The sequence below is a fragment of the Nonomuraea candida genome, from assembly GCF_000725485.1.
GTDB classification, from domain to species: domain Bacteria; phylum Actinomycetota; class Actinomycetes; order Streptosporangiales; family Streptosporangiaceae; genus Nonomuraea; species Nonomuraea candida.
The window spans coordinates 30,193-53,242 of the sequence record NZ_JOAG01000032.1 but is presented as its reverse complement, the minus strand read 5'-3'; the positions used below and the strand labels follow the sequence as shown (position 1 = coordinate 53,242).

23 protein-coding genes are annotated in these 23,050 nt (G+C 70.8%); 11 read left to right on the top strand and 12 right to left on the bottom strand.

Annotated features, from left to right (window positions below):
- Nucleotide 1 precedes the first annotated feature (1 nt).
- From dnaJ to IO39_RS29405, 5 genes are all read right to left on the bottom strand, one after another.
- Nucleotides 2–1,183, bottom strand: coding sequence for a molecular chaperone DnaJ (dnaJ, locus tag IO39_RS29425; RefSeq protein ID WP_043629772.1), 1,182 nt, complete (start codon nt 1,181–1,183; stop codon nt 2–4).
- Nucleotides 1,184–1,205: 22 nt separating this feature from the next.
- On the bottom strand, nt 1,206–1,817 hold the full coding sequence (grpE, locus tag IO39_RS29420) for a nucleotide exchange factor GrpE (protein ID WP_043629769.1): 612 nt from the start codon (nt 1,815–1,817) through the stop codon (nt 1,206–1,208).
- Nucleotides 1,817–3,688: a molecular chaperone DnaK gene (dnaK, locus tag IO39_RS29415; RefSeq protein WP_043629766.1), complete on the bottom strand. Its 1,872-nt coding sequence runs from the start codon at nt 3,686–3,688 to the stop codon at nt 1,817–1,819. Before dnaK ends, grpE begins: the two co-directional genes overlap by 1 nt.
- A gap of 356 nt (nt 3,689–4,044) precedes the next feature.
- Nucleotides 4,045–6,906: a LamG-like jellyroll fold domain-containing protein gene (locus IO39_RS59105; RefSeq protein ID WP_084773685.1), complete on the bottom strand. Its 2,862-nt coding sequence runs from the start codon at nt 6,904–6,906 to the stop codon at nt 4,045–4,047.
- A gap of 183 nt (nt 6,907–7,089) precedes the next feature.
- On the bottom strand, nt 7,090–7,536 hold the full coding sequence (locus IO39_RS29405) for a hypothetical protein (protein ID WP_245642343.1): 447 nt from the start codon (nt 7,534–7,536) through the stop codon (nt 7,090–7,092).
- Nucleotides 7,537–7,598: 62 nt separating this feature from the next.
- Here IO39_RS29405 and IO39_RS29400 point away from each other — a divergent pair, with 62 nt between their 5' ends.
- Both IO39_RS29400 and proC read left to right on the top strand, forming a co-directional pair.
- Nucleotides 7,599–8,480 (top strand): proline dehydrogenase family protein, encoded by an 882-nt coding sequence (locus IO39_RS29400; RefSeq protein WP_043629938.1) that lies wholly within the window; start codon nt 7,599–7,601, stop codon nt 8,478–8,480.
- 68 nt (nt 8,481–8,548) lie between these two features.
- Complete coding sequence (gene proC / locus IO39_RS29395; RefSeq protein ID WP_043629763.1) at nt 8,549–9,346, top strand: pyrroline-5-carboxylate reductase; 798 nt, start codon at nt 8,549–8,551, stop codon at nt 9,344–9,346.
- A 257-nt stretch (nt 9,347–9,603) separates the two neighbouring features.
- Here proC and IO39_RS29390 read toward each other — a convergent pair whose 3' ends face one another.
- From IO39_RS29390 to IO39_RS29375, 4 genes are all read right to left on the bottom strand, one after another.
- The gene (locus IO39_RS29390) at nt 9,604–10,344 is read right to left on the bottom strand and encodes an ABC transporter permease (RefSeq protein WP_052423529.1); all 741 of its coding nucleotides are present in this window, start codon (nt 10,342–10,344) and stop codon (nt 9,604–9,606) included.
- Nucleotides 10,341–11,231 (bottom strand): ABC transporter ATP-binding protein, encoded by an 891-nt coding sequence (locus IO39_RS29385; protein WP_043629760.1) that lies wholly within the window; start codon nt 11,229–11,231, stop codon nt 10,341–10,343. The genes IO39_RS29390 and IO39_RS29385 overlap by 4 nt, the downstream gene beginning before the upstream one ends.
- 80 nt (nt 11,232–11,311) lie before the next feature.
- Nucleotides 11,312–12,028: a response regulator gene (locus IO39_RS29380; RefSeq protein WP_043629757.1), complete on the bottom strand. Its 717-nt coding sequence runs from the start codon at nt 12,026–12,028 to the stop codon at nt 11,312–11,314.
- Entirely contained in the window at nt 12,025–13,152 is a 1,128-nt protein-coding gene (locus tag IO39_RS29375) for a sensor histidine kinase (protein WP_157549034.1), read from the bottom strand. Before IO39_RS29375 ends, IO39_RS29380 begins: the two co-directional genes overlap by 4 nt.
- 148 nt (nt 13,153–13,300) lie before the next feature.
- Between IO39_RS29375 and IO39_RS29370 the strand changes: the two genes are divergently transcribed.
- From IO39_RS29370 to IO39_RS29335, 9 genes are all read left to right on the top strand, one after another.
- Nucleotides 13,301–14,464: an acetoin utilization protein AcuC gene (locus IO39_RS29370; RefSeq protein ID WP_211267213.1), complete on the top strand. Its 1,164-nt coding sequence runs from the start codon at nt 13,301–13,303 to the stop codon at nt 14,462–14,464.
- A 14-nt stretch (nt 14,465–14,478) separates the two neighbouring features.
- A complete protein-coding gene (locus IO39_RS29365) occupies nt 14,479–15,261 on the top strand; it encodes a phosphatase (RefSeq protein ID WP_043629751.1) in 783 nt (260 codons plus the stop codon).
- 312 nt (nt 15,262–15,573) lie between these two features.
- Entirely contained in the window at nt 15,574–15,777 is a 204-nt protein-coding gene (locus tag IO39_RS29360; protein WP_043629748.1) for a helix-turn-helix domain-containing protein, read from the top strand.
- A gap of 174 nt (nt 15,778–15,951) precedes the next feature.
- A complete protein-coding gene (locus tag IO39_RS53065) occupies nt 15,952–16,050 on the top strand; it encodes a 30S ribosomal protein bS22 (RefSeq protein WP_018654693.1) in 99 nt (32 codons plus the stop codon).
- A gap of 22 nt (nt 16,051–16,072) precedes the next feature.
- The gene (locus IO39_RS29355) at nt 16,073–17,068 is read left to right on the top strand and encodes an NAD-dependent epimerase/dehydratase family protein (protein WP_043629744.1); all 996 of its coding nucleotides are present in this window, start codon (nt 16,073–16,075) and stop codon (nt 17,066–17,068) included.
- The gene (locus tag IO39_RS29350; protein WP_439331489.1) at nt 17,065–17,982 is read left to right on the top strand and encodes a lysophospholipid acyltransferase family protein; all 918 of its coding nucleotides are present in this window, start codon (nt 17,065–17,067) and stop codon (nt 17,980–17,982) included. Before IO39_RS29355 ends, IO39_RS29350 begins: the two co-directional genes overlap by 4 nt.
- Nucleotides 17,983–18,063: 81 nt before the next feature.
- Nucleotides 18,064–18,858 carry an SDR family NAD(P)-dependent oxidoreductase gene (locus IO39_RS29345; protein ID WP_043629737.1) on the top strand — a complete coding sequence of 265 codons (795 nt, stop codon included), beginning with the start codon at nt 18,064–18,066 and terminating at the stop codon, nt 18,856–18,858.
- A 58-nt stretch (nt 18,859–18,916) separates the two neighbouring features.
- Nucleotides 18,917–19,486 (top strand): RNA polymerase sigma factor, encoded by a 570-nt coding sequence (locus tag IO39_RS29340; protein WP_043629735.1) that lies wholly within the window; start codon nt 18,917–18,919, stop codon nt 19,484–19,486.
- Nucleotides 19,487–19,488: 2 nt separating this feature from the next.
- Nucleotides 19,489–20,490 (top strand): LCP family protein, encoded by a 1,002-nt coding sequence (locus IO39_RS29335; RefSeq protein WP_052423527.1) that lies wholly within the window; start codon nt 19,489–19,491, stop codon nt 20,488–20,490.
- 24 nt (nt 20,491–20,514) lie between these two features.
- Here IO39_RS29335 and IO39_RS29330 read toward each other — a convergent pair whose 3' ends face one another.
- The 3 genes from IO39_RS29330 to IO39_RS29315 are packed head-to-tail and all read right to left on the bottom strand — an operon-like array spanning nt 20,515 to nt 22,925.
- The gene (locus IO39_RS29330; protein ID WP_043629732.1) at nt 20,515–21,384 is read right to left on the bottom strand and encodes an HAD family hydrolase; all 870 of its coding nucleotides are present in this window, start codon (nt 21,382–21,384) and stop codon (nt 20,515–20,517) included.
- 30 nt (nt 21,385–21,414) lie between these two features.
- Entirely contained in the window at nt 21,415–22,143 is a 729-nt protein-coding gene (locus IO39_RS51105; RefSeq protein ID WP_157549032.1) for a DUF5667 domain-containing protein, read from the bottom strand.
- A gap of 59 nt (nt 22,144–22,202) precedes the next feature.
- Nucleotides 22,203–22,925: a sigma-70 family RNA polymerase sigma factor gene (locus IO39_RS29315; protein WP_043629729.1), complete on the bottom strand. Its 723-nt coding sequence runs from the start codon at nt 22,923–22,925 to the stop codon at nt 22,203–22,205.
- Between the last annotated feature and the right edge of the window lie 125 nt (nt 22,926–23,050).

The following is a 23,050-nucleotide window of genomic DNA, read 5'->3' as shown; positions in this document are numbered from 1 at the left end:
GCTACTCGCTTCTGGCTCGCTGAATGAGCTCTGCGCGTGGGTCCTCGCCCGCGTGGGCGTTGTTGAACTCGTTGAGCAGCTCTCGCGACTTGTCGTCGAGCGTCTTCGGCACGACCACCTCGACGCTGGCGAGCAGGTCGCCCTTGGTGCCGTCTTTGCGGGTCACGCCCCTGCCGCGCACCCGGAACGTGCGCCCGTTGGGGGTGCCCGCGGGAATGCGCAGCGTGACCGGCATGCCCTTGAGGATCGGCACCTTGATCTCCGCGCCGAGCGCGGCCTCGGTGAAGGTCACCGGCACGGTGATCGTCAGGTTGTCGCCCGTCCTGCCGAACACGGCGTGCGGCTTGACGTGCGTCTGGATGTAGAGGTCGCCCGCCGGGCCGCCGTTCTCGCCGGGTGCGCCCTTGCCCTTGAGCTTGACCCGCTGGCCGTCGGCCACCCCCGCGGGAATGCGCGCCTGGATGGTGCGGGTGCTCTTGGCCCGGCCGCTGCCCTCGCACACGGGGCAGGGGTTGTCCACGATCAGCCCGCGGCCCTTGCAGTCGCGGCAGGGCTCGGAGAAGGCGAAGTTGCCCAGGTTGCGGCTGGCCGCGCCGGTGCCCTCGCAGGTGGGGCAGACCCGGGGGGTCGTGCCCGCCTTGGCTCCGGTGCCGCTGCACGCGGTGCAGGCGGCGGAGCTGGTCAGCCTGAGCGACACGGTGGTGCCCTCGACCGCTTCGGTGAACGTCAGCGTCACTTCGGACTCGATGTCCTGACCACGCCGGGGCCGGGTGGCGCCGGTGGTGCGGCCCGTCGTGCCGCCCCGGTTGAACAGCCCGCCGAACAGGTCGCCGAGCCGCTCACCCGCACTTCCGCCGGAGCCCTGCTGCTGGCCGGTGCCGCCGAACAGGTCACCGAAGTCGAACGGGAAACCGCCACCGCCGGGACGCTGGCCGCCCACCCCGGACCCGAACAGCGTGCGCGCGTCGTCGTATTCCTTGCGGCGCTTGCTGTCGGACAGGACGTCGTAAGCCTCCGAGACCTCCTTGAACTTGGTCTCCTTGGACGCGTCGCCCTGGTTGGTGTCGGGGTGGTATTGCCTGGCCAGCTTCCGGTAGGCCTTCTTGATCTCCTCGGCGGTGGCGGTCTTGGGCACACCAAGGACGGCGTAGTAGTCCTTTTCCAGGTAGTCCTTGGTGCTCATCTACGGCCCTTCGTCCTCGTGATCAGTTGTCGTCGTCATTGGACGCGGCAGGGGCGTCCTCGGGCTCGGCGACGGCCACCCGCGCCGGGCGCAGCACCCTGTCACCCATCCGGTATCCAGGCTGCAACACGTCGATGGCGGTGGGCTCCGTCACGTCGGGCGAGTAGCTGTGCATCAGAGCCTCGTGGACGGTCGGGTCGAACGGGTCGCCCTTCTGCCCGAAGGCGGTGAGGCCCAGCTTGGTGAGCGCCGACTCCAGCGACTCCGCCACCTTCGCGAAGCCGCCGGTCAGCTCACCGTGATCGCGCGCCCTGCCGATGTCGTCGAGCACGGGCAGCAGCTCCGTCAGCGCCCCGGCGACGGCCTGCTCGCGGACCGCGGCACGGTCGCGCTCGACGCGCCGGCGGTAGTTCACGTATTCGGCCTGGAGGCGCTGCAGGTCCGCGGTCCGCTCGGCGAGCTGGGACTCCAGCTCGCCGTCGCCGGCGCCACCGGCGCCGGCGGCCGCCGCCTGCGGGGCGGACGGAGCCGGCTGCTCGGCGGGAGCGGGCTCCCTGACCTGACCCGTCTCGGGGTCGATCTTGCGGTTGTCGCGGATCACCGGCTCCTCGTGCCCGTTCTCACGCGGCGGCATCACTTGTCCTTCTTCGGCTGGTCGTCGTCCACGATCTCGGCCTCGACGACGTCGTCGTCGGCCTTCTGGCCCTGGTCGGCGGAGGCGTCCTGCGGGGCGCCCTCAGCGCCGCCCTGCTGGCCCTGGCTCGCGGCGTAGATCGCCGAGCCCATCTTCTGGCTGACCGTGGCGAGCTTCTCGGCGGAGGTGCGGATGACGTCGGTGTCGGTGCCCTCCAGCGCCTTCTTCAGCTCGGCCAGGGCGTCGTTGACCTCGGTCTTGATCTCGCCGGGGACCTTGTCGTCGTTCTCGCGGAGGAACTTCTCCGTCTGGTAGGCCAGACCGTCCGCGTTGTTGCGGACCTCGGCCTCCTCGCGGCGCTTCTTGTCCTCCTCGGCGTAGGACTCCGCCTCGCGCATCATGCGCTCGATGTCGTCCTTCGGCAGCGCGGAGCCGCCGGTGATCGTCATCGTCTGCTCCTTGCCCGTGCCCAGGTCCTTGGCGGAGACGTTGACGATGCCGTTGGCGTCGATGTCGAAGGTGACCTCGATCTGCGGGATGCCGCGCGGCGCCGGCGCGATGCCGGTCAGCTCGAAGGTCGCCAGCTTCTTGTTGTAGGAGGCGATCTCGCGCTCGCCCTGGTAGACCTGGATCTGCACCGACGGCTGGTTGTCCTCGGCCGTGGTGAAGACCTCGGAGCGCTTGGTCGGGATCGTCGTGTTGCGCTCGATGATCTTGGTGAAGATGCCGCCCTTGGTCTCGATGCCCAGCGACAGCGGGGTCACGTCGAGCAGCAGGACGTCCTTGACCTCGCCCTTGAGCACGCCGGCCTGGAGGGCGGCGCCGATGGCGACGACCTCGTCGGGGTTGACGCCCTTGTTGGGCTCCTTGCCGCCGGTCAGCTCCTTGACCAGCTCGGAGACGGCGGGCATGCGGGTCGAGCCGCCGACGAGCACCACGTGGGCGATGTCGGAGACCTTGATGCCGGCGTCCTTGATGACCTGGTGGAACGGGCCCTTGGTGCGCTCGAGGAGGTCGGCGGTCAGCCGCTGGAACTCCGAGCGGGTCAGCTTCTCGTCGAGGTGCAGCGGGCCCTCGGACGAGGCCGTGATGTAGGGCAGGTTGATGTTGGTCTCTGACTGGCTGGACAGCTCGATCTTGGCCTTCTCGGCGGCCTCACGCAGGCGCTGGAGCGCCATCTTGTCCTTGGCCAGGTCGACGCCGTGGGCGTTCTGGAAACGCTTGACGAGCTCGTCGACGACGCGCTGGTCCCAGTCGTCACCGCCGAGGTGGTTGTCACCGGAGGTGGCCTTGACCTCGACGAAGCCGTGGCCGTCCTCCTGGCCGACGTCGAGCAGCGACACGTCGAAGGTGCCGCCACCGAGGTCGAAGACCAGGATCGTCTGGTCCTGCTCCTTGTCGAGCCCGTAGGCGAGGGCCGCGGCGGTCGGCTCGTTGATGATGCGGAGCACGTTGAGGCCCGCGATCGTGCCGGCCTCCTTGGTGGCCTGGCGCTGGGCGTCGTTGAAGTAGGCGGGGACGGTGATCACCGCGTCGGTGATCTTCTCGCCCAGGTAGGCCTCGGCGTCCTGCTTGAGCTTCTGCAGCACGAAGGCGCTGATCTGCTGGGGCGAGAACTTCTTGCCGTCGATCTCCTGGGACCAGTTGGTGCCCATCTCGCGCTTGACCGAGCGGATCGTCCGGTCCACGTTGGTGACGGCCTGCCGCTTGGCGACCTCGCCGACGAGGACCTCGCCGTTCTTCGCGAAGGCGACCACGGACGGCGTGGTCCGCGAGCCCTGCGCGTTGGCGATGACGGTGGGCTCACCGCCCTCGAGGATCGAGACGACGGAGTTGGTCGTCCCCAGGTCGATACCTACCGCACGTGCCATGAGTACGTCCTTGTAGTCAAAGTTGAGTCGGTCGGACTCAACCTATGGATGCGTGTCGTCTTTGTCAAACGACTTGAGCCTACCCGACTCAACCTCGGTGAGCGGGAAAGCATTCCCGACGGAAGGGCAAGAACGGGCGTAATGCCACACACCACGCGTAACGCCGCCAGACCGACCCCGGTTCCTCTCCCCACCTCAGGGTTTCCCCTGGACCTTCCCTGAGGGCGTTGTCCTTCGGGGGCTGCCTGAGGGGCCTGCGCTGAGGGCGCTATCGCGGCCCGGGGCGGAGCCGGGAATGGGCGGACCCCCGGCACGGTGGGCGCGTGGGCCGGGGGTCCGCTGTCGGGGGTGGCTTCTCAGAGGGGGGTGTTCATGTCGGTCTGGATCTCGGTGGCGGTCAACGCCCGGTTGTAGATGCGTACCTCGTCTATGAGGCCGCTGAAGTACTCGCCCCAGACGCTGTTGCCGCCGATGCGCAGGACTCCGCCGTCGGTGCGGATGGCGCCGTCGGCGGCGCGCTGGGCGACCTGGACGCCGTTGACGAAGAGGCGCAGGGTGGCGCCGTCGTGGGTGGCGGCCAGGTGGCTCCAGGTGTTGAGGGGGAGGGAGGCGGTGCCGCCGATGTCGGCGTCCCCGGTGGTGTGGATGGCGACGTGGGGCCGGTCGCTGTCGCTGCCCGCCGTCAGCGCGTAGGCGAGGCCGGCGCTGTGCTGCTTCATGATGACGGTGCGCCAGCTCGCGACCGTGGCGGGTCTGACCCAGGCTTCCAGGGTCATGCCCGTGGTGAGGCGGAGGTTGGGGGCGTCGTCGACGGTGACCCAGCTGGAGGAGCCGTTGAAGGACAACGCGGCGCCGTACCGGCCGGTGGCCGACCAGGTGGTGTCGGTGACGGTGCCGGTGTTGCCGGTCGAGGAGGCGTCGGCGACGGACGAGCCGGCGTTCTCGTTCATGCCGTAGGCGGCGACCAGACCGGACGGGGTCTGCGACTGCTCGTACGCCGCCGTGTACGTGGTCGGCGTCGCCGGTGCGGCGACCTGGTGGGTGGCGGCGCCTCCGTCGGACCAGGTCGTGAAGGCGTAGCTCTGGCCGTTCAGGGTCTGTGGTGAGGGTGCGGAGATCGAGTTGCCGGATCCGATGATGACGGTGCGGGTGAACGGGGTGGTGGCCTGTTCGCCGTTGAAGCCCAGGCGCAGGCCGGGTGGTGTGGAGGTGAAGGTGAGCTGGGTGGTTCTGGGGTGTAGCAGGACGCTTTCGGTGTCGGTCAGGCCGTGGGCGTCGGTGGCGGTCAGGCGTAGTTCCAGATGGGAGGGGTGGTCGTGGTCGGGCGCCTGGAAGGTGCCGGAGGCGCCGGTGAAGGTGGTGATCTCGTGTTCGTGGCAGGTGCCGGGGCAGTGGTGCAGGATCAGCGTCCAGAGCATGCGGGAGCCGGGGACGGTGCCGTCCTGGGTGTCGGTGGCGGTGCCGGAGAAGGAGATGGACTGGCCCACGGCCCAGGTGGTGGTGGCGGTGGGGGTGGTGATGGCGGCGTTCGGGGCGGTGTTGGCGATGTTGACGGTCACGGTGGTGTCGCCCTGGCCGCCGCGGCCGTCGCTGACGCGTAGCCGCACCACGGGGGAGCCGGGCTGGGTGTAGGTGTGGGTGGGGGCGGCGGAGGTGGAGTCGTCGAGTTCGCCGTCGCCGTCGAGGTCCCAGGCGTAGGTGAGGGGGTCGCCGTCGGCGTCGGTGGAGCCGGTGCCGGAGAAGGCCACGGTGAGCGGGGCGGGGCCGGTGGTGGGGGTGGCGGTGATGGCGGCGGTGGGGGGCGTGTTGTCGTAGAGGTAGCGGATGATCCGGCCGGCGGCGTAGTCGACGGCGAACAGGTCGCCGCCGGGGCCGGTCTCCAGCTCCACGGCGGGGATGCCGGAGTCGAAGTGGGCCACGGTGGCGGGGTCGGGCAGGCCGTTGGCGCCCTTGGTCATCACCCACACGCAGGAGCGGCTGTAGTCGGAGAAGAACAGCGCGCCGTCGTAGGCGTCGGGGTAGGTGCCGCCCGGGTAGAAGGCGACGCCGCTGGAGGAGGAGCCGCCGGTGGGGCAGGGGTCGTTCGGGGCGGGTCGGGCGTTGTGGTTCCAGGCGAAGTACGGGGCGGTGTGCGCGGTGGCGCCGGCGGTGTAGAGGGTTTCGCAGAGGGTCAGGTTGAGGTTGTCGTAGCCGGCCTGGCGGCCGGCGCCTTCGTAGCAGGGCCAGCCGAAGTTGGGCACCGTGGTGGTGGGGGCGGCGATGCGGTTGATCTCCTCGGAGATGTTCCAGCCGACCTCGCCGGACCAGATCTCGCCGGTGCCGGGGCGGTTGGTGATGCGGAACGGGTTGCGCAGCCCGTGGGCGATGATTCTGGCCAGGTTGGGGTCGGCGTGGCCGGCGTTGGGGTTGCCGGCGGCGGCGGCCCCGGTGTCGGGGTCGATCCGGATGACGGTGCCGTCCAGGCCGGCGGGGTCGGTGGTGGTGCGGATGTCCTGGGAGCGCAGCGCGCCGCCTTCGGCGGTGGGCGGGGTGAGGGCGGTGCCGACCGCCGAGGGTGGGTCGCCGCAGGGGTTGTCGGGGGTGATGTCGGAGGAGGGCAGGTTGTCCTGGCCGTAGTCGGCGAAGTTGAAGCTGGCGCCGTCGCCGGCGGAGGCGTACAGGGCGCCGTCGGGGCCGAACTGCAGGTCGCCGACCGAGTGGCTGGGGTGCTGCTGGCACCAGTCGGTGATCAGCGGCGTCTCCGCCCCCGACGGCGAGATGACCGACAGCCGGCCGGTGACCAGGCAGCCGTCACCCGTTGCGCCGGGCGGGGTGGGACACGGGTCGTTGACGGCGCCGGCGGTGCCCCAGCGCGGCGCGGTTCCGCCCGGGACCGCGTCGCGGGTGTACAGGACGTAGACGCGCGGGTCGGCAGGGAAGCCGGGGTGCAGGGCCAGGCCGAGCAGGCCGCGGTCCCAGAAGCTGTGCACCTGGGTGCGCAGGTCGGCGTAGACGCTCGGCGTGGTGTCCGTGAGCGAGTCGAACACCTTGATCAGGCCGCTCTTCTCGGCCACGAACACCCGCCCGTCCGGCGAGAACTCGATGTTGGTCGGATTGGTCAGCCCGCTGAAGACGATCTGTTTCTCGAAGGACTGGGGCAGGGCCGCCGCTTGCGGGGCGAGCGGGAAGGGCTGGGGCAGGGCCGCCGCAGGCGGGGCGGGCGCCACGAGGCCGGTCATGATCAGGGCAGCAGAAATCAGGCAGCGTAAGAGCCGTTTCACGGATTCCCCCAGTGGAGCGTGCCATCACCACCGGCGCCCCGCCGCCGCGGTGTCCTGATCGATGTATCGCAAGCAATCGATCATTTGTCACTGGGGTTGTCCGTAAGTGGACAGATCACACTTTGGCGCCAGATAGGCGGATTACGCCTTGGCGCCGTCCACGATCTTCCGCTTGCCGAGGGGCTTCTTCAGCTTGACCGTCGTGGTCTTCTCGATCGCGACCATGATGCACGACACGTTCTTCGCCTTGGGCGAGGCGCCCTCGTACAGGGTGATCGTGACCTTCCTGCCGGTCTCCTTCACCTTCACCCGGTCGAGCACCGTGCACGGCTCCACCCCCGACCACCAGGTGAGCTGGACCTTCTTGCCCTTCGAGACGGCCTTGGCCTTGGTCCAGCGGATCTTGCGCACGTTGATCGCGTCGCCCGTCGGCTTGACCGGCTTGGGGTCCTTCGGGGAGGTGGTGGTGACCGGGCTCGACACGACCGGCGGCTTCGCCGGGGTGACCGACGAGGCCCGCTCGGCCGGCGGGGCCGTGCCGCAGCTCGTGGCGAGCACCAGAGATCCGGCCAGGAGAGTCGCTGTCATTGTCCGCATACCCTTACGACGGATCGCGCCGGTCCGCGGTTCAGTTGTCTAGTGTGGTCCACGTGCTCCGTCAGGCCATGCTCGCCCTCTCCAAGAGCCCGCGCGCCGAACGGCTCGTCACCACCTCGCCGCTGACGGCCGACGTGGTCAGGCGCTACGTCGCCGACGACGTCGCCGCCGTGGTCGGCGAGCTGACGCGCAAGGGCCTGCTCGTCAGCGTCGACCACCTCGGCGAGGAGGTCACCGACCCCGCCCAGGCCGAGGCCGCCGTCGCCGCCTACGTCTCGCTGCTCGACCTGCTGCCCGCGGGCGCGGACGTGTCGGTCAAGCTCACCGCGCTCGGGCTGCGGCAGTCGCGGGAGCTCGCGCTCGGCAACGCGGCCACCATCTGCGCGGCCGCCGCCGGCCGGGGCATCACGGTGACGCTCGACGCCGAGGAGCACGACACCATCCCCGGCCTGCACGCCGTGCACGCCGCGTTGCGCCGGGACCATCCCGACGTGGGGGTGGTGGTGCAGGCATACCTGCCGGACTCGCTGGAGCGGTGCGAGAAGCTCGAAGGCGCGCGCGTGCGGCTGTGCAAGGGGGCCTACACCGCGCCCGGCGCCTACACCAGGCCCCAGGACATCGACCGCGCCTTCGTACGGTGCCTGAGGATCCTGATGGCCGGCACCGGCTACCCCATGGTCGCCACGCACGACCCCCGGCTGCTGCGCATCGCCGCCACGCTCGCGGTGCTCGACGGGCGCGACGTGACCGGCCTCGAATACCAGATGCTGTATGGCGTGCGGCCCGGCGAGCAGGTCCGCCTGACCCAGCTCGGCTCCCGGGTGCGCGTCTACGTCCCCTACGGCGCCGACTGGTACGCCTACCTCATGCGCCGCCTGGCCGAACGCCCCCGCAACCTGGCCTTCTTCCTCCGCTCCCTGATGTCACGCCGCTGACCCGCCGGAACGCTGGGGTGGCCCGATAAGCTGCCGGGTCGGGCGTCTACTTTTCTCCGAGGGGCGAAATGATCGCGATTCTGGGCACGGGCAAGATGGGCGAAGCCCTGCTGTCCGGGCTGCTGCGGGCCGGGTTCAAGCCGGGCGACATCATGGCCACCACCCGCCGGGCCGAGCGGGGCCAGGCGCTGCGCGAGACCTACGGCGTGCGCATCGTGTCGAACGCCGAGGCCGCCAAGTCCGCCGACACCCTCATCCTGGCGGTCAAGCCGCAGGACATGGGCACCCTGCTGGCCGAGATCGCCCCTTACGTCCCGGCCGAGCGCCTGGTGATCAGCGCTGCGGCCGGCATCACCACGTCCTTCGTCGAGCAGCGGCTCGGCATCGAGGTGCCGGTGGTGCGGGTGATGTCCAACACGCCGATCAAGTTCGACGAGGCGATGAGCGTGATCTCGGCGGGGGCGTACGCGGGGGAGGAGCACCTCAAGCTCACCGAGGGCCTGCTGCGGCCGGTCGGCAAGGTGCTGCGCATCCCCGAGTCGCAGCAGGACGCCGCCACGGCCCTGTCCGGTAGCGGTCCCGCCTACTTCTTCTACCTGGTCGAGGCCATGGTCGACGCGGGCATCCTGCTCGGCATGCCGAGGGCCGCCGCGCTCGACATGGTCACCCAGTCCATCGTGGGGGCCGCGGTGATGCTGCGCGACTCCGGCGAGCACCCGGTGATCCTGCGCGAGGCCGTCACCTCGCCGGGCGGCACCACGATCGCGGCGATCGCCGAGCTGGAGCGGCACAGCGTGCGGGCCGCGTTCCTGGCCGCCATCGAAGCCGCCCGCGACCGCGGCCGCGAACTCGCCTCCGGCGACTGACCGCCCGCCTTCGTGCTTCCCGGGCACGGAAAGCGCCCCGCGGACGGCCCACGGGGCGCTCGTAGCGGTGGCCGGCTCGTGAGCCGGAGGAGCGTCTCCCTGGACGGAGGCCCGCCACGTGCGGCGGGTGGGGCCGGGGTGGCGCAGCCGTAAAGGAAGGGTGGCGTGACGGACAGAAGCGGCGCGGGACGGGAGCGGAGCCGGGGAGGAGGGCGATCACCGGCGCGAACCGGTGATCGCCACAACGATCGCGACCGTTACGCGTCGCGGCGGCGGAGGAGGACGGCGCCGGCGATCATCGCGACGGCCACCCAGATCAGATACACGCCGAACCCGCTCCACGGCCCCAGCGTTTCGGAGTTGCTCTGCCCCACCAGCAGCAGGCCGGCGTTGGTGGTGAAGTACTCGGCGATCCTCTGTCCCCACGCTCCCGGGAGCTGCGTCGCGACCTGGGGCAGCACCAGCATGAGCGCGATGGCCGCCACGACCGCGCCGGGCGTGTGCCGCACGAGCGTGCCCAGCCCCAGCCCGAAGAGGCCGCAGGCGGTCAGGTAGAGAGTGGCCCCGAGCACGGCCATCAGGACGTCGTTCGTCGGCAGCGAGGGCGGTTGCGTGATGGCCAGGCCGACGCCCAGCGCCGCGGCGGAGGCCACCGCGCTGACGACCAGCGAGGTCGCGGTGAACACCAGGATCTTGCCGGTCAGCAGGCGCAGCCGCTGGGGCACGGCCATCAGCGAGGTGCGGATGCCGCCGGTGCGGTACTCGCTGGAGATCACCAGCACGCCCAGCGTGGCCATGGCGAGCTGGGCGAACATGATGCCCAGCAGGCTTCCCGCGATCGCCTGCTCCGCGTTCACGGGCCCGTCGGCGGTGCTCTTCATGGAGCCGGTGAGCAGTGCGGACAGGCCCACCATCAGCGCGGCGGTGACGGCCAGGGTCCACACCGTCGAGCGGACCGAGCGGATCTTGGTCCATTCGGACCTGAGGATGTCGATCATGCGGAGAACTCCAGGCTGTCTTTGGTCAGCTCCATGTAGGCCGCTTCGAGCGAGGGCTGCACGAAGGTCAGCTCCTCCAGCGGAATGCCGGCTCGTGCCGTCAGCGCGCCGATCTCCAGCGTGCTCATCGCGGTCACGCGCAGGTGGTCGGGGTGCAGCTCACCCACCTTGACCAGCTCGGCCACCTCGGCCAGGCGGGGCGAGCGGACGCGTACGTAGCCCTGCGAGCTGCGCCCGATGAACTCCTGCACGCTGGTGTCGGCGATGAGCCGGCCCTTGCCGATCACGATCAGGTGGTCGGCGGTCTGCGCCATCTCGCTCATCAGATGGCTGGAGACGAACACCGTCCGCCCCTCGGCCGCCAGCTTGCGCATGAGCGTGCGGATCCACAGGATGCCGTCCGGGTCGAGCCCGTTGACGGGTTCGTCGAACAGCAGGATCTCCGGATCGCCGAGCAGCGCGGCGGCGATGCCGAGTCGCTGCGCCATGCCGAGGGAGAAGCCGCCGACCCGCCGCTTGGCCACCTCGCGCAGGCCCACGATCTCCAGCACCTCGCGCACCCGGCCGGCGGGAATGCCGTTGCTCTGGGCGATGGCCAGCAGGTGGTTGTGCGCGCTGCGCCCGCCGTGCACGGCCTTGGCGTCCAGCAGCGCGCCCACCTTGCGCAGGGGGTGTCTCAGCTCGGCGTACGGCCGGCCGTCCACCAGCACCGAGCCGCCCGAGGGGCGGTCGAGGCCCAGGATCATGCGCATGGTGGTCGACTTGCCCGCGCCGTTGGGGCCGAGGAAGCCGGTCACCCGACCGGGCTCGACGTCGAACGACAGGTCCGCCACGGCAGCGGTGCCGCCGTAGCGCTTGCTCAAATTCGTTGCCCGAATCGCGGTCATGATCCAAGCGTGCCGTCACGATCGCCGGGTTTCTTCCTGCCCGGGAACCGTTCCCACGGCGGCGGGATAGGACCCTGGTCCTACTCTCCCGGGTGGATCAGGGCCGCCTCGTAGGCCACGATCACGGCCTGGGCGCGGTCCCTGACGCCGATCTTGGCGAACAGGTTCGTGACGTGGTTCTTGACGGTCGAGGGGGAGACGGCCAGCTCGGCGGCGATCTCCGCGTTCGACCGGCCGCGGGCGATCAGCACGAGGATCTCCCGCTCGCGCTCCGTCAGCCCCGCCAGCCCCGGAGCACCGGCCCCGGCCCCGGCCCCGGACGCGCCCGGCGGCTCGGCGGACGTGCGGCGCGGGCCGCCGGGGGCGCGGACGAAGGCGCCGATGAGCCTGGTCAGCAGGCGCGGGGCGACGGCCGACTCGCCCCTGTGCACCACGCGCACGCCCTCGATGAGCTCCTCCGGCGAGACGTCCTTGGGCAGGAAGCCGTCCGCGCCCGCGCGCAGCGCCGCGACCACGTTCTCGTCCAGGTCGAACGTGCTCAGCGCGAGCACCCGCACCCCCGGCAGCTCGGAGGTGATCAGCTCGGTCGCGCGCACGCCGTCCATGCCGGGCATGTGCAGGTCCATCAGCACCACGTCGGGCCGCAGCCGCCGGCTCAGCTCGACCGCCTCCCCGCCGTCCCCGGCCTCGCCGACCACGCTCAGGTCGGGCTGGGCGTCGAGCATGAGCCGGAAGCCCTTGCGCACCAGCTCGTGGTCGTCGGCCAGCAGCACCTTGATCGTCTCGTCAGGGGTCATGCGCTCTCCAGCGGTATCCGGGCGTGCACGCGGAATCCTCCCTCGGGCCTGGGGCCGGTGGAGAGCCGGCCACCGCACAGGGCCACCCGCTCGGCCATGCCGCCGAGCCCGAATCCCGGGGCGTCCCCGTCCTTGGGCAGGCCGTCGTCGAGCACCTCGACCTCGACGGCGGTGGGCTCGTAGGCCAGGCGGACGCTGGCCCTGGCGCCGACGGCGTGCTTGCGCGTGTTGGTCAGCGCCTCCTGCACGATCCGGTAGACGGCGTGGTCCACGGCGGCGGGCAGCTCGACGGGCTCGCCCGTCACGGTCAGGCTGGCCGGCAGCCCCGCAGACCCGGCCTCCCTGATCAGCGCGGGCAGCCGGTCCGCGCCCACCCCGGTCGCGGCGTCCGGCCCCTCGTTGCCGTCGGCCCGCAGCACGTCGAGCAGGTGGCGCATCTCCGACATCGCCTGGCGGGCGGTCTGCTCGGCGCTCTCCAGCGCGTTCCTGGTGACCTCCTGCTCGGGCGGGAGCGTGGCCCGCGCGCCGCCGACCAGCGCGTTGATCACGGTGATGTGGTGCGCGACCACGTCGTGCAGCTCGCGGGCGATGCGCCGCCGCTCGGCCCGTACGGCGGCGTCGGCGGCCTCGCGCCGGCCGCGCTCGCTCAGCTCGGCCCTGAGCCGGACGAGCTGCCCGACGCCCACGCAGGCCCCGATGGCGAACAGGGCGGCGACCCAGCCGCCCCTGGCGCCCAGGCCCAGCTCCAGGACGGAGGCGTAGCCGGCGTAGACGACGAGGGCGGTGATGGCGGTGGTGCGGCCGTTGGCGTAGCGGCCCAGGCTGTAGAGGGCGATGCCGGTGGGCAGGTTCGTGGCCTCCACGACGTGCGCCAGGATGAACACGACGTCCACGCCGGTCACCAGCGCCGTCGTCAGGATCGGCCGGCGGCGGCGCATGAGCAGGAACGCCATGCCCAGCAGGTAGTGCAGGGAGACCAGGAGAGGGGGCGGCCCGTCCGCGCGCAGGACGTCCTGCCCCCATCCGAGCACCACGATGACGCCGACGACCTGCGGGAACGCCAGCACGATCACCAGCGCCCTGTCGAAGACCACGGGCCGCTGGAAGAACCGTACGACCCTCATGAAGGTCCGCCCCACGCGCACGCTGCAACCCTAAAGCAGGAAATATCGATATTGCGGCGACGTTTCCGGCCGCTGAACCCGGGCTACAACGAGGTGTCTGCGCTGCGGTAACGTCGGCGCAAGGCGAGCAGGCGGCGAAGGGGTTGGCATGAGCCGGTCGGCACGGGTGATCTGGGACGACGCTCTCACCTCCTACAACTTCGGCCCGAGCCATCCGCTCGCCCCCGTCCGGGTCGAGCTGACCATGGCGCTCGCCCGCGAGCTCGGCGTGCTCGACAAGGTCGAGGTGGCGGGCTGCGCCCCCGCCGGCGACGACGAGCTGGCCATGGTGCACGACCGGGGCTACATCGAGGCCGTCAAGCGGGTGTCCGCCGCGGGCCGGCCGGATCTCGCCGTCGGGCTCGGCACCACCGACAACCCCGCGTTCGCGGGCGTGCACGAGGCCTCGGCGCTGATCGCCGGCGCCTCGCTGGCCGCCGCCCGCTCGGTGTGGGAGGGCGCGGCCGAGCACGCGATCAACGTGGCGGGCGGGCTGCACCACGCGATGCCCGCGGCCGCCAGCGGCTTCTGCGTCTACAACGACCCGGCGCTGGCCATCGCGTGGCTGCTGGAGCGGGGCGTGAGCCGCGTCGCGTACGTCGACGTGGACGTCCACCACGGCGACGGCGTGCAGACCGTCTTCTACAACGACCCCAGGGTGCTGACGATCAGTCTCCACGAGAGCCCGCGCACGTTGTTCCCCGGCACGGGCTTCCCCGAGGAGACCGGGGCCGAGGGCACGGCCGTCAACGTCGCGCTCCCGGCGGGCTGCGGCGACTCCGGCTGGCTGCGGGCCTTCCACGCGGTGGTGCCGCCGCTGCTGCGCGAGTTCGGGCCGGAGATCCTGGTGACCCAGCACGGCTGCGACAGCCACGCGCTCGATCCGCTGGCCAACCTGATGCTCAGCGTGGACGGCCAGCGGGCCGCCTACTCCGCGCTGCACCGCCTGGCCCACGAGACCGCGGGCGGCCGGTGGATCGCGACGGGCGGCGGCGGATACGAGCTGGTCCAGGTGGTGCCGCGGGCGTGGACGCACCTCATCGCCGAGGTGGCCGGGCATCCCGTCGATCCGGCCACGCCGACGGGGGAGGGCTGGCGCCGCCTCGTACGGGAGCGCACCGGCGAGGCGCCCCCGCTGACCATGACCGACGGACGAAACCCGGAATTTCGTGACTTGTCCAGTGGTTATGATCCAGCGGACCCCATTGACCGTGCGGTCATGGCGACCCGAAACGCGGTGTTCCCCCTGCACGGCCTCGATCCGATGCCCTGACGAGGAAGAATCCAGTGCTGAGCCGCGACGAACTCCGAGATCACCTTGTCTCCACCCGCATCGCCGGCGATGTCGCGACCTCCCGCGAGAACAACCTTGACCACTACAGCTCGCTGGCCAACGGCGACCCCTACTACGCGCTGGGCCTGACGTTCGACCAGCCGTGGTCCTACCGCGACGTGCTGGCGCTGATGGCCAAGTCCGCGGGCGTGGTCTCCGACCCCGGCCACCGCTCGGGCCAGGACACCATCGACCCCGACCTGACGATCGACGCGCTCGACGCGATGGCCGAGCGCATCGCCGCGGTGCTGGCGCGGCCCCGTCCGCGCATCCTGTTCGCCACCGGCCACCCCACCGGCGTGCTGGCCATCCACCTGCCGCTGGCCGCGTTCTGCGCGTCGAGGGGCGCGCAGCTGCTGTCGCCCGCCGAGGGCTGGACGTATGCGGGGTCGGGCTTCGGCCGGCCCAGGAGGATCCGCTACCTCCAGGACGTCGCCATGCTCGACGACCGGGGCGCGCTGGTGCACTCCCACGACGCGGCCCCGATGCGGCACATGCTCGACGAGCTGGGCGCGGATCTGCCCGACCTGGTGATCGCCGACCACGGCTGGGCCGGGGCGGCGGGCGAGGCGGGCGTGCCGACGGTGGCGTTCGCCGACTGCAACGACCCCGGGCTGTTCGTCGGTGAGGCGGAAGGCAAGCTTGACGTGGTCGTGCCACTCGACGACAACGTGCTACCTCGCTACTACGCACCGTTGACCGAGCGATTGGTCACATCCGTCACACAGGCCCTTTGAGTTCAAATCGGTCATCCCCATACGGTCTTTTCGCGCCTGCATTCCAGGAGCCTCGCTGTCACTTTGCCAACTTTTGATAGGGCTTCGGGGACTCTTAAGTGTGGCAACTTGGACAGTTCCAAGGTGTGGGAGAGGCGCGGTGACCTGCTGCTGGCCAGCGAATTCGCAGATTCGGCTGACAGACGGCTCCGCGAGCTGAGAAACTAGGGGGTTTGCGCACTCGGAGTCCCGACTTACGCTGACGGCAGTACACGTGCGTGAGCAATGGCACCAGTGGGGATAACCCGGAAACACGTGCGGAAGAGGCGTCCGATGGCTGCAGGCGAAAGACCTCTCAGCGAGGTGAAGTTCCTGACCGTGGCAGAAGTGGCGACGGTCATGAGGGTGTCCAAGATGACTGTGTACCGGCTCGTCCACTCCGGCGAGCTGCCGGCCATCCGTGTCGGCCGCTCGTTCAGGGTGCCTGAGCAGGCGGTACACGACTATCTGCGGGAGGCCTACATCGAGGCAGGTTGACGTAGCGACACGCCCGTTCGTGTCGTGAGTGCTGACCCAGGGAGAGGCCCGGCCGCCGCCGTCGTGGCCGGGCTCTCACCCCCCGAGGGGCGATCTACCGTGGATCGCCGGTAGTCTGTGAGCCGGTGTGCGCTCGCACTCCGATCAGACTTGCTATCAGTACCTGGGGGTCCCGTGGGCTCTGTGATCAAGAAGCGCCGCAAGCGGATGGCTAAGAAGAAGCACCGCAAGCTGCTCAAGAAGACGCGCATCCAGCGGCGCAACAAGAAGTAACCGACGCAGCTGCGAGGCGCTGATGACCCACACCGTGCTTGTCACCGGGGTCTCGCGCCACATAGGCGCCCGGGTGGCGAGCGTTCTGGCGGCAGACCCGGACATCAGCCGTGTCATAGGAGTGGACACCGTGCCGCCCCCCTCGCTGACGCGAGAAGGCGGCATCTCCCTCGGCCGGACGGAGTTCGTCCGGGTCGATCTGCGCAGCCCCGACATCGCCCAGGTGATCGCGGCCGCGGACATCGACACCGTTGTGCACATGAGCCTGGTCAGCGCTCCGTCGCGGAGCGGTGGCAGGGCCGCCATGAAGGAGCACAACGTCATCGGCACCATGCAGTTGCTCGGTGCCTGCCAGCGGTCGGCGACCGTCAGGCGCGTGGTGGTGCGCTCCACCACCGCCGTCTACGGCTCGTCGCCCCGCGACCCCGCGGTGTTCACCGAGGACCTGGAGCCGCACGACGGCCCCGTCCACGGCTATGCCAAAGACGCGGTCGAGGTCGAGGGCTACGTGCGCGGGTTCGCGCGGCGGCGCCCCGACGTGACGGTCTCGCTGCTGCGCTTCGCCAACTTCATGGGCCCCGGCGTCGACTCGCCGCTGACCCGTTACTTCACCCAGCCGGTGCTGCCGACCGTGTTCGGCTTCGACCCGCGGCTGCAGTTCGTCCACGAGGACGACGCGGTCGAGGTGCTGCGCCGGATGGCGACCGAAGACCACCCCGGCACGTACAACGTGGCCGGGGCAGGGGTGCTGCTGCTGTCGCAGTGCGCCAGGAGGGCGGGGCGGCCGTCGCTGCCGCTGCCCTCGCCCGCTTTCACGGTGCTGGGCGGCGCCGTGCGCAGGGCCGGGCTGGTCGAATACTCGCCCGAGCAGGTCAGGCTGATGTGCCACGGCCGCGTGGTCGACACCTCCAGGCTGGAGGCCGAGCTGGGCTGGAAGCCCAAGTTCTCCACCGGCGCGGCCTTCGACGACTTCCTGCGCTCGCGCAGCCTGCGCCCGCTCGGAGGTGTGCCCGCGTGAGCGTCCCCCATGAGGACGAAGCCCGCGTGATCCCGATCAGCGCGGCCCCGTCGTTCGAGGAAACCGATTCCGGCCACGAGCCCGACCCCATGGCCGCCCTGCTGGCCTTCCTGCGCAGGCGCGTGACCGGCGACTACGAGGTCGACGAGTTCGGCTACGACGCCGAGCTGACCGACAAGGTCGTGCTCGAACTGATCAGGCCGCTCTACCACCACTGGTTCCGCGTCGAGACGCTGGAGCTCAAGAACATCCCCGACGACAGCGGCGCGCTGGTCGTCGCCAACCACTCGGGCACGCTGCCGCTCGACGCGCTGATGCTGCAGGTGGCGCTGCACGACGAGGTCGGCAGGCCGCTGCGGCTGCTCGGCGCCGACCTGGTCTACCAGCTCCCGATGCTCAGCCACCTGGCCCGCAAGACCGGCCACACGCTGGCCTGCCGCGAGGACGCCGACCGCCTGCTGCGCAAGGGCGAGCTGGTCGGGGTCTTCCCCGAGGGCTTCAAGGGCGTCGGCAAGCCGTTCTCCGAGCGTTACAAGCTGCAGCGCTTCGGCCGCGGCGGCTTCGTGGCCTCGGCCATCCGCGCCGGGGTGCCGATCGTGCCCACCGCGATCGTGGGGGCCGAGGAGATCTATCCCAAGATCGGCGACCTGAAGTTCCTGGCGCGCATCCTCGGGCTGCCCTACCTGCCGATCACCCCGTTCTTCCCGCTGCTCGGGCCGCTCGGCCTGGTGCCGCTGCCGTCGAAGTGGATGATCGAGTTCGGCGAGCCGATCCGCACCGACGAATACGAGCCGGCCGCCGCCGACGACCCCATGCTCGTCTTCAACATCACCGACCACGTGCGCGAGGTCATCCAGCAGCTCCTCAACGAGCTGCGGCTGCGCAGAGGGCACGCCTTCCCGCCCTTCCTCTGACTTTCCGGAGACGGGTGCAACCGCCCCCGCCCCCTCGGTGTTCGACGGACGGATCAACCGAACACCGAAGGGAACACCCCCATGGATCTGCAGCTTTCCGGCCGGGTCGCCGTGGTCACCGGCGGCACCAAGGGCATGGGCCTGGCCATTGCCCGCACCCTGGCCGAGGAGGGCGCCCACGTCGTCGCGGCCTCGCGGAGCCGTACGGACGAGCTGCCCGGCCAGGTCGCGCACGTGGCGGCCGACCTGATGGACCCCGCCGCCCCGGCCGAGGTCGTGGCGCGCGCCGTGGCGGAGTTCGGCGGGGTGGACATCCTGGTCAACAACGCCGGCGGGCCGCCGCCCGGGGCGACGCTGCCCCGCGCCGGGTTCCTGACGCCCGGCGACGCGGACTGGGCGGCGATGTTCGAGCTCAACCTGTTCGCGGCCGTACGCATGATCCGCGCCGCCGTGCCCCACATGCTGGAGCGGGGCGGCGGCTCGATCGTCAACGTGTCCTCCACCATGGGCCGGCAGGCCGGCGCGGTGAACGTCGACTACAGCGCCGCCAAGGCGGCCGTGCTGGCCATGAGCAAGTCGTTGTCCGCCGAGTACGCCCCCCAGGGCATCAGGGTCAACACCGTCTCGCCCGGACCGGTGCTGACGGACTGGTGGACCAAGGAGGGCGGCGCGGCCGAGGTCTTCGCCGGCATGGTCGGCTCCGACAAGGACAGCGTGATCAATGAGGTCGGCCCTGCCATGATGGGGCTGGCCACCGGACGGCTCGTGCGCCCGCAGGAGGTCGCCGACGCCGTCGCCCTCCTCGTCTCCCCCCGCTCCGGCAGCACCACGGGCGCCGAGTTCGTGATCGACGGGGGCCAGCTGAAAGAAATCTGAACCCTCAGGGCGGGTTGTGGCGAGACATCGGTGACCGATCTCCCACAGAAGGGCGGAGATGATCACGCAACCCGCCGTCAGGGGTGCGGACGCGGATCTCGTACGGGCCTCATGGACGGAACCAGAGGCCTTCGCCGAGCTCTTCGACCGTTACTCCGCGATGCTCTACAGGTACGTCTCCAGACGCCTCGGCCCCGAGCCCGCCGAGGACCTCGTCGGTGAGACGTTCCTGGTCGCGTTCTCCCGCAGGAAGAGCTACGACCTGGCCTACCAGGACGCCAGGCCGTGGCTCTTCGGCATTCTCACCAAGCTCGTCTCCCGGCACCACCGCAGCGAGGCCGCCCGGTACCGCGCCCTGCTGCGCGCCCCCGTGGACGCCGACGTGGAGTCGCCGGCCGACCGCGTCGCCGCAGGGGTGAGCGCGCAGGCCCTGCGCGCCGAGCTGGCGGGCGCCCTGGCCACGCTGTCCGCCAAGGACCGCGACGTGCTGTTGCTGATCGCCTGGGGCGACCTGACGTACGAGGAGACCGCGCAGGCGCTCGGCATCCCGGTCGGAACCGTGCGCTCCCGCCTCAACAGGGGCAGGCGGAAGGTACGCGCCGCGCTCGGCGACATGGAGGAGGAGTGACGATGGACGACCTGAAGCTGCTCCGGGACCTCGGAGCCGAGCTGGAGCACCAGCCACCGCCCACGCTTGTGCGCCAGCGGGAGCGGATCCTGCGCGCCCGGCCCCGGCGCAGGTGGTCGCCGTGGTGGGCGGCCGGTCTCGTGGCCGTGGCCACGAGCGTCGCCGTCGCGGTGCCCACGGTGCTCGTCGGCGACCGGAGCGTGAGCACGCCGCCGGCCCCGGCCGCGCCGGTGGACGTGAGCGGCGCCAGGAACGTGCTGGTGATCGGCTCGGACACCCGCAAGGGCGACGGCAACGCCAAGTACGGCCCGCACAGCCAGGATCACGGCCAGCGCTCCGACACCATCATGATCATCAACCTGCCCGCGGACCGGGGGAAGGCCACCGCGGTGGGGGTCCCGCGCGACTCCATGGTGAAGATCCCGCGCTGCGGGTCCGACCCGGCCAGGACCAGCATGATCAATTCGGCCTACAACTCGGGCGGGGCCGCGTGCCTCAGGGCGACGCTGGAGAAGCTGACGGGGCTGCGCCTGCACCACACGGTCGAGGTGGACTTCACCGGGTTCAAGGGCATGGTGGACGCGCTCGGCGGCGTGACGGTCGAGGTGCCCAGGCCGGTGGACGACCGGGCGTCGAAGCTGCGCCTGCCCGCCGGCCGGCACACGCTCGACGGCGAGCGGGCCCTCGGCTACGTACGGCTGCGCCACTACGGCGACGGCTCCGACACCGCGCGGATGAAGCGGCAGGCGGTGGTCGTGAAGGCGATGCTGACCAAGGCCCGGCGGATCGTCGGTCAGCCCGCCCAGCTCAGGGCGTTCCTCGCCGAGGTGCGCCGCTGGGTGCGGACGGATCTGAGCCTGGAGGAGATGTACGAGCTGAGCAGGCAGCTCGGCGGCACCACGATGAGCTACGTGTCGGTGCCCTGGGAGCCGGCCCCGGAGACCGGGAACCGCCTGCGCTGGAAGCAGCCGGCGGCGGACCGCCTCTTCGACTCCCTGAAGTGACGGCCCCCCGGTAGGGGGCGGTGGTCAGGGGCGGCCGCGGTAGAGGCGGCGCAGGGCGATGCCCGCGGCGACGCCCCCCGCCACGGCCCCCACGCCGGCCGCGATGGGCAGGGCCGTCATCGTGGCCTTGCGGCCCCTGCGGAAGTCCTTGACCGGCCAGTCGAGCTTCCTGGCGTGCTCGCGCAGCTCGCTGTCGGGGTTGATCGCCACCGCCTGCCCCACCAGCGACAACATCGGCAGGTCGTTGGCCGAGTCGCTGTAGGCGGTGCACCGGGTCAGGTCGAGCCCCTCCCTGCGGGCCAGCGCGCGCACCGCCTCGGCCTTGGCGGGCCCGTGGAGCAGGTCGCCGACCAGCCGGCCGGTGTAGACGCCGTTGCTGGTCTCGGCGACCGTGCCGAGCGCGCCCGTCAGGCCGAGCCGCTGCGCGATCACCCTGGCCAGCTCGATCGGCGTGGCGGTGACCAGCCAGACCCGCTGCCCGGCGTCGAGGTGGCTCTGGGCCAGGGCCCGGGTGCCGCCCCAGATGCGGTCGGCCATGACCTCGTCGTAGATCTCCTCGCCGAGGCGGACGACGTCGTCGACCTTGGCCCCGGCCACGAACGCCAGCGCCGTCTCCCTGGCCACCGCGATGTGCTCGGGGTTCTCGTTGCCGCGCAGCCGGAACACCGCCTGCCCCACGGCGAACTTGAACAGGTCGGACGTGGTGAACAGCCCGCGGGTGGCCAGCCCCCTGGCGAAGTGGTAGATCGACGCCCCGCGCATCATCGTGTTGTCCACGTCGAAGAAGGCCGCCGCCTCGGGGTCCGGCTCGACCGGCTCCGGCGCGACTGTGACCGCCGCCTGTGCCGCTACCTCGCCGGCGGCCTCGAACTGCACTTCCTGTCGTCGTCGCATAAGCCGCCACATGCGCTTCAGCTTACTTTCCTACTCAGGGGCGACCAGACCCTCGATGTAGTCGAGGTAGCCCTCGGCCTGGGCCAACTGGTCGTCGTCGAGCTCCTGGAGCATGGGCTTGACGGCTTCCTCCTGGTCCTTGGCGAACTTCTTGATCCGCGGCGAGCGCGGCTCGGCCCGTTCGAGGCGGCTGATGCCGGACCGGGTCGACTCCTCCATGTCCTTGAGCGTCTTCTTGACCAGCGGCCCGTCGGCGGAGGAGCCGAGCAGGCTGGCGATCTCCCTGGCGCGGGTCTTGGCCGAGTCGAGCTCGCGTCGGCCGCGTTCGGCCTCGTCGGAGCTGAGGCGGACGAGCGTGCTCTCGGCGGCGCGCTTGAGCGGGTAGAGCGAGTCCCCCGGCACCGCGCGGTAGGTCGCGAAGGAGGAGACCGTCAGCGCCGCCGCCAGCCCGACGGCGGCGAGCTGGGACAGCAGCGGCCGCCGCCGCGCCCGCCGCCGCCCGCCCGCCCTGCCTGACCCACCGGCCCCACCGGCCCCACCGGACATGGCGGGCTCGGGCTCCGCGGCGGCCGGCTCGGGATCGAGCGGTGCCGGGGTGAGGCGCTCGGCGGGCAGGGGCTCGCGGGCGTGCGCGCCCGCCAGCAGCTCGGCGCGCAGCCGCTCCTTGAACGCCGGCTCGGGAACACCGCCCAGCGGCAGCTCGCGCAACTCGGCGAGCTGCGCGAGCACGCGTTCGCGCCGCCTGCGCGCCCTACTCATGCCAGCTCCCTGACCGACGCGGCCATGACACCTGCTTAACGAGGGGCGGATGGTGGAGGTTACGCCAGGTCGTGCTTGAGAGCCCTGGCCAGCGCCCGTACGGCACGGAACTGCAGCGCTTTGATCGCTCCACTCTTCTTCCCCATGATCAACGCGGTTTCCGCGAGCGAGAGGCCGTGCAGGAAGCGCAGGACGACGCATTCCTGTTGTTCGGGATTGAGATCTCGTACGGCACGCAGCACCCGATCGTTGATGATGGCATTGACCACCGCGTTCTCGGGGATGTGCGGGCCGTCGAGCGGAACGTCGATCACCTCTCCGGTCGGGATCTCCAGCCGGTAACGCCCTGACTTGAAGTGGTCGGTCACCAGGTTCCTGGCGATGGTGACGAGCCAGGCGCCGAAGTCGCGGCCCTGCCAGGTGAAGTCGCCGATCCTGCGCAGCGCGCGCAGGAAGGTCTCGCTGGTGAGGTCCTCCGCCAGCGGGTGGGAGCCCACCCGGAAGTAGATGTAGCGGTAGACCAGGTCCACGTAGCGGTCGTAGAGCGTGCCAAACGACTGCGTGCATCCGTTCTTGGCGTGCGTCACCAGGGTGCGGAGGTCCTCGGGGACATCTTCGCGCACGTCGTCGCGCACGTCGTCGCGCACGTCGTCGCGCACGTCGTCGCGCACGTCGTCACGCACGTCGTCACGCACGTCTTCGCGCACGGCGAGCTCGCCCGTCCGGGCAGGTCCAGCGACCGCTGGAGCGAGCAGCCCGGCGAACGGCGACGAGTCAGGCATCCGGTATCCCTAGGGGTAAGGGGTGCGGCGTGCTCGAACACTCTAGAAATCAACCGGAAAATCCACAATCCACGGCATGCATGCATGACTAGCCGTAATCGGCGGATACCGTGGTGGACCGACCC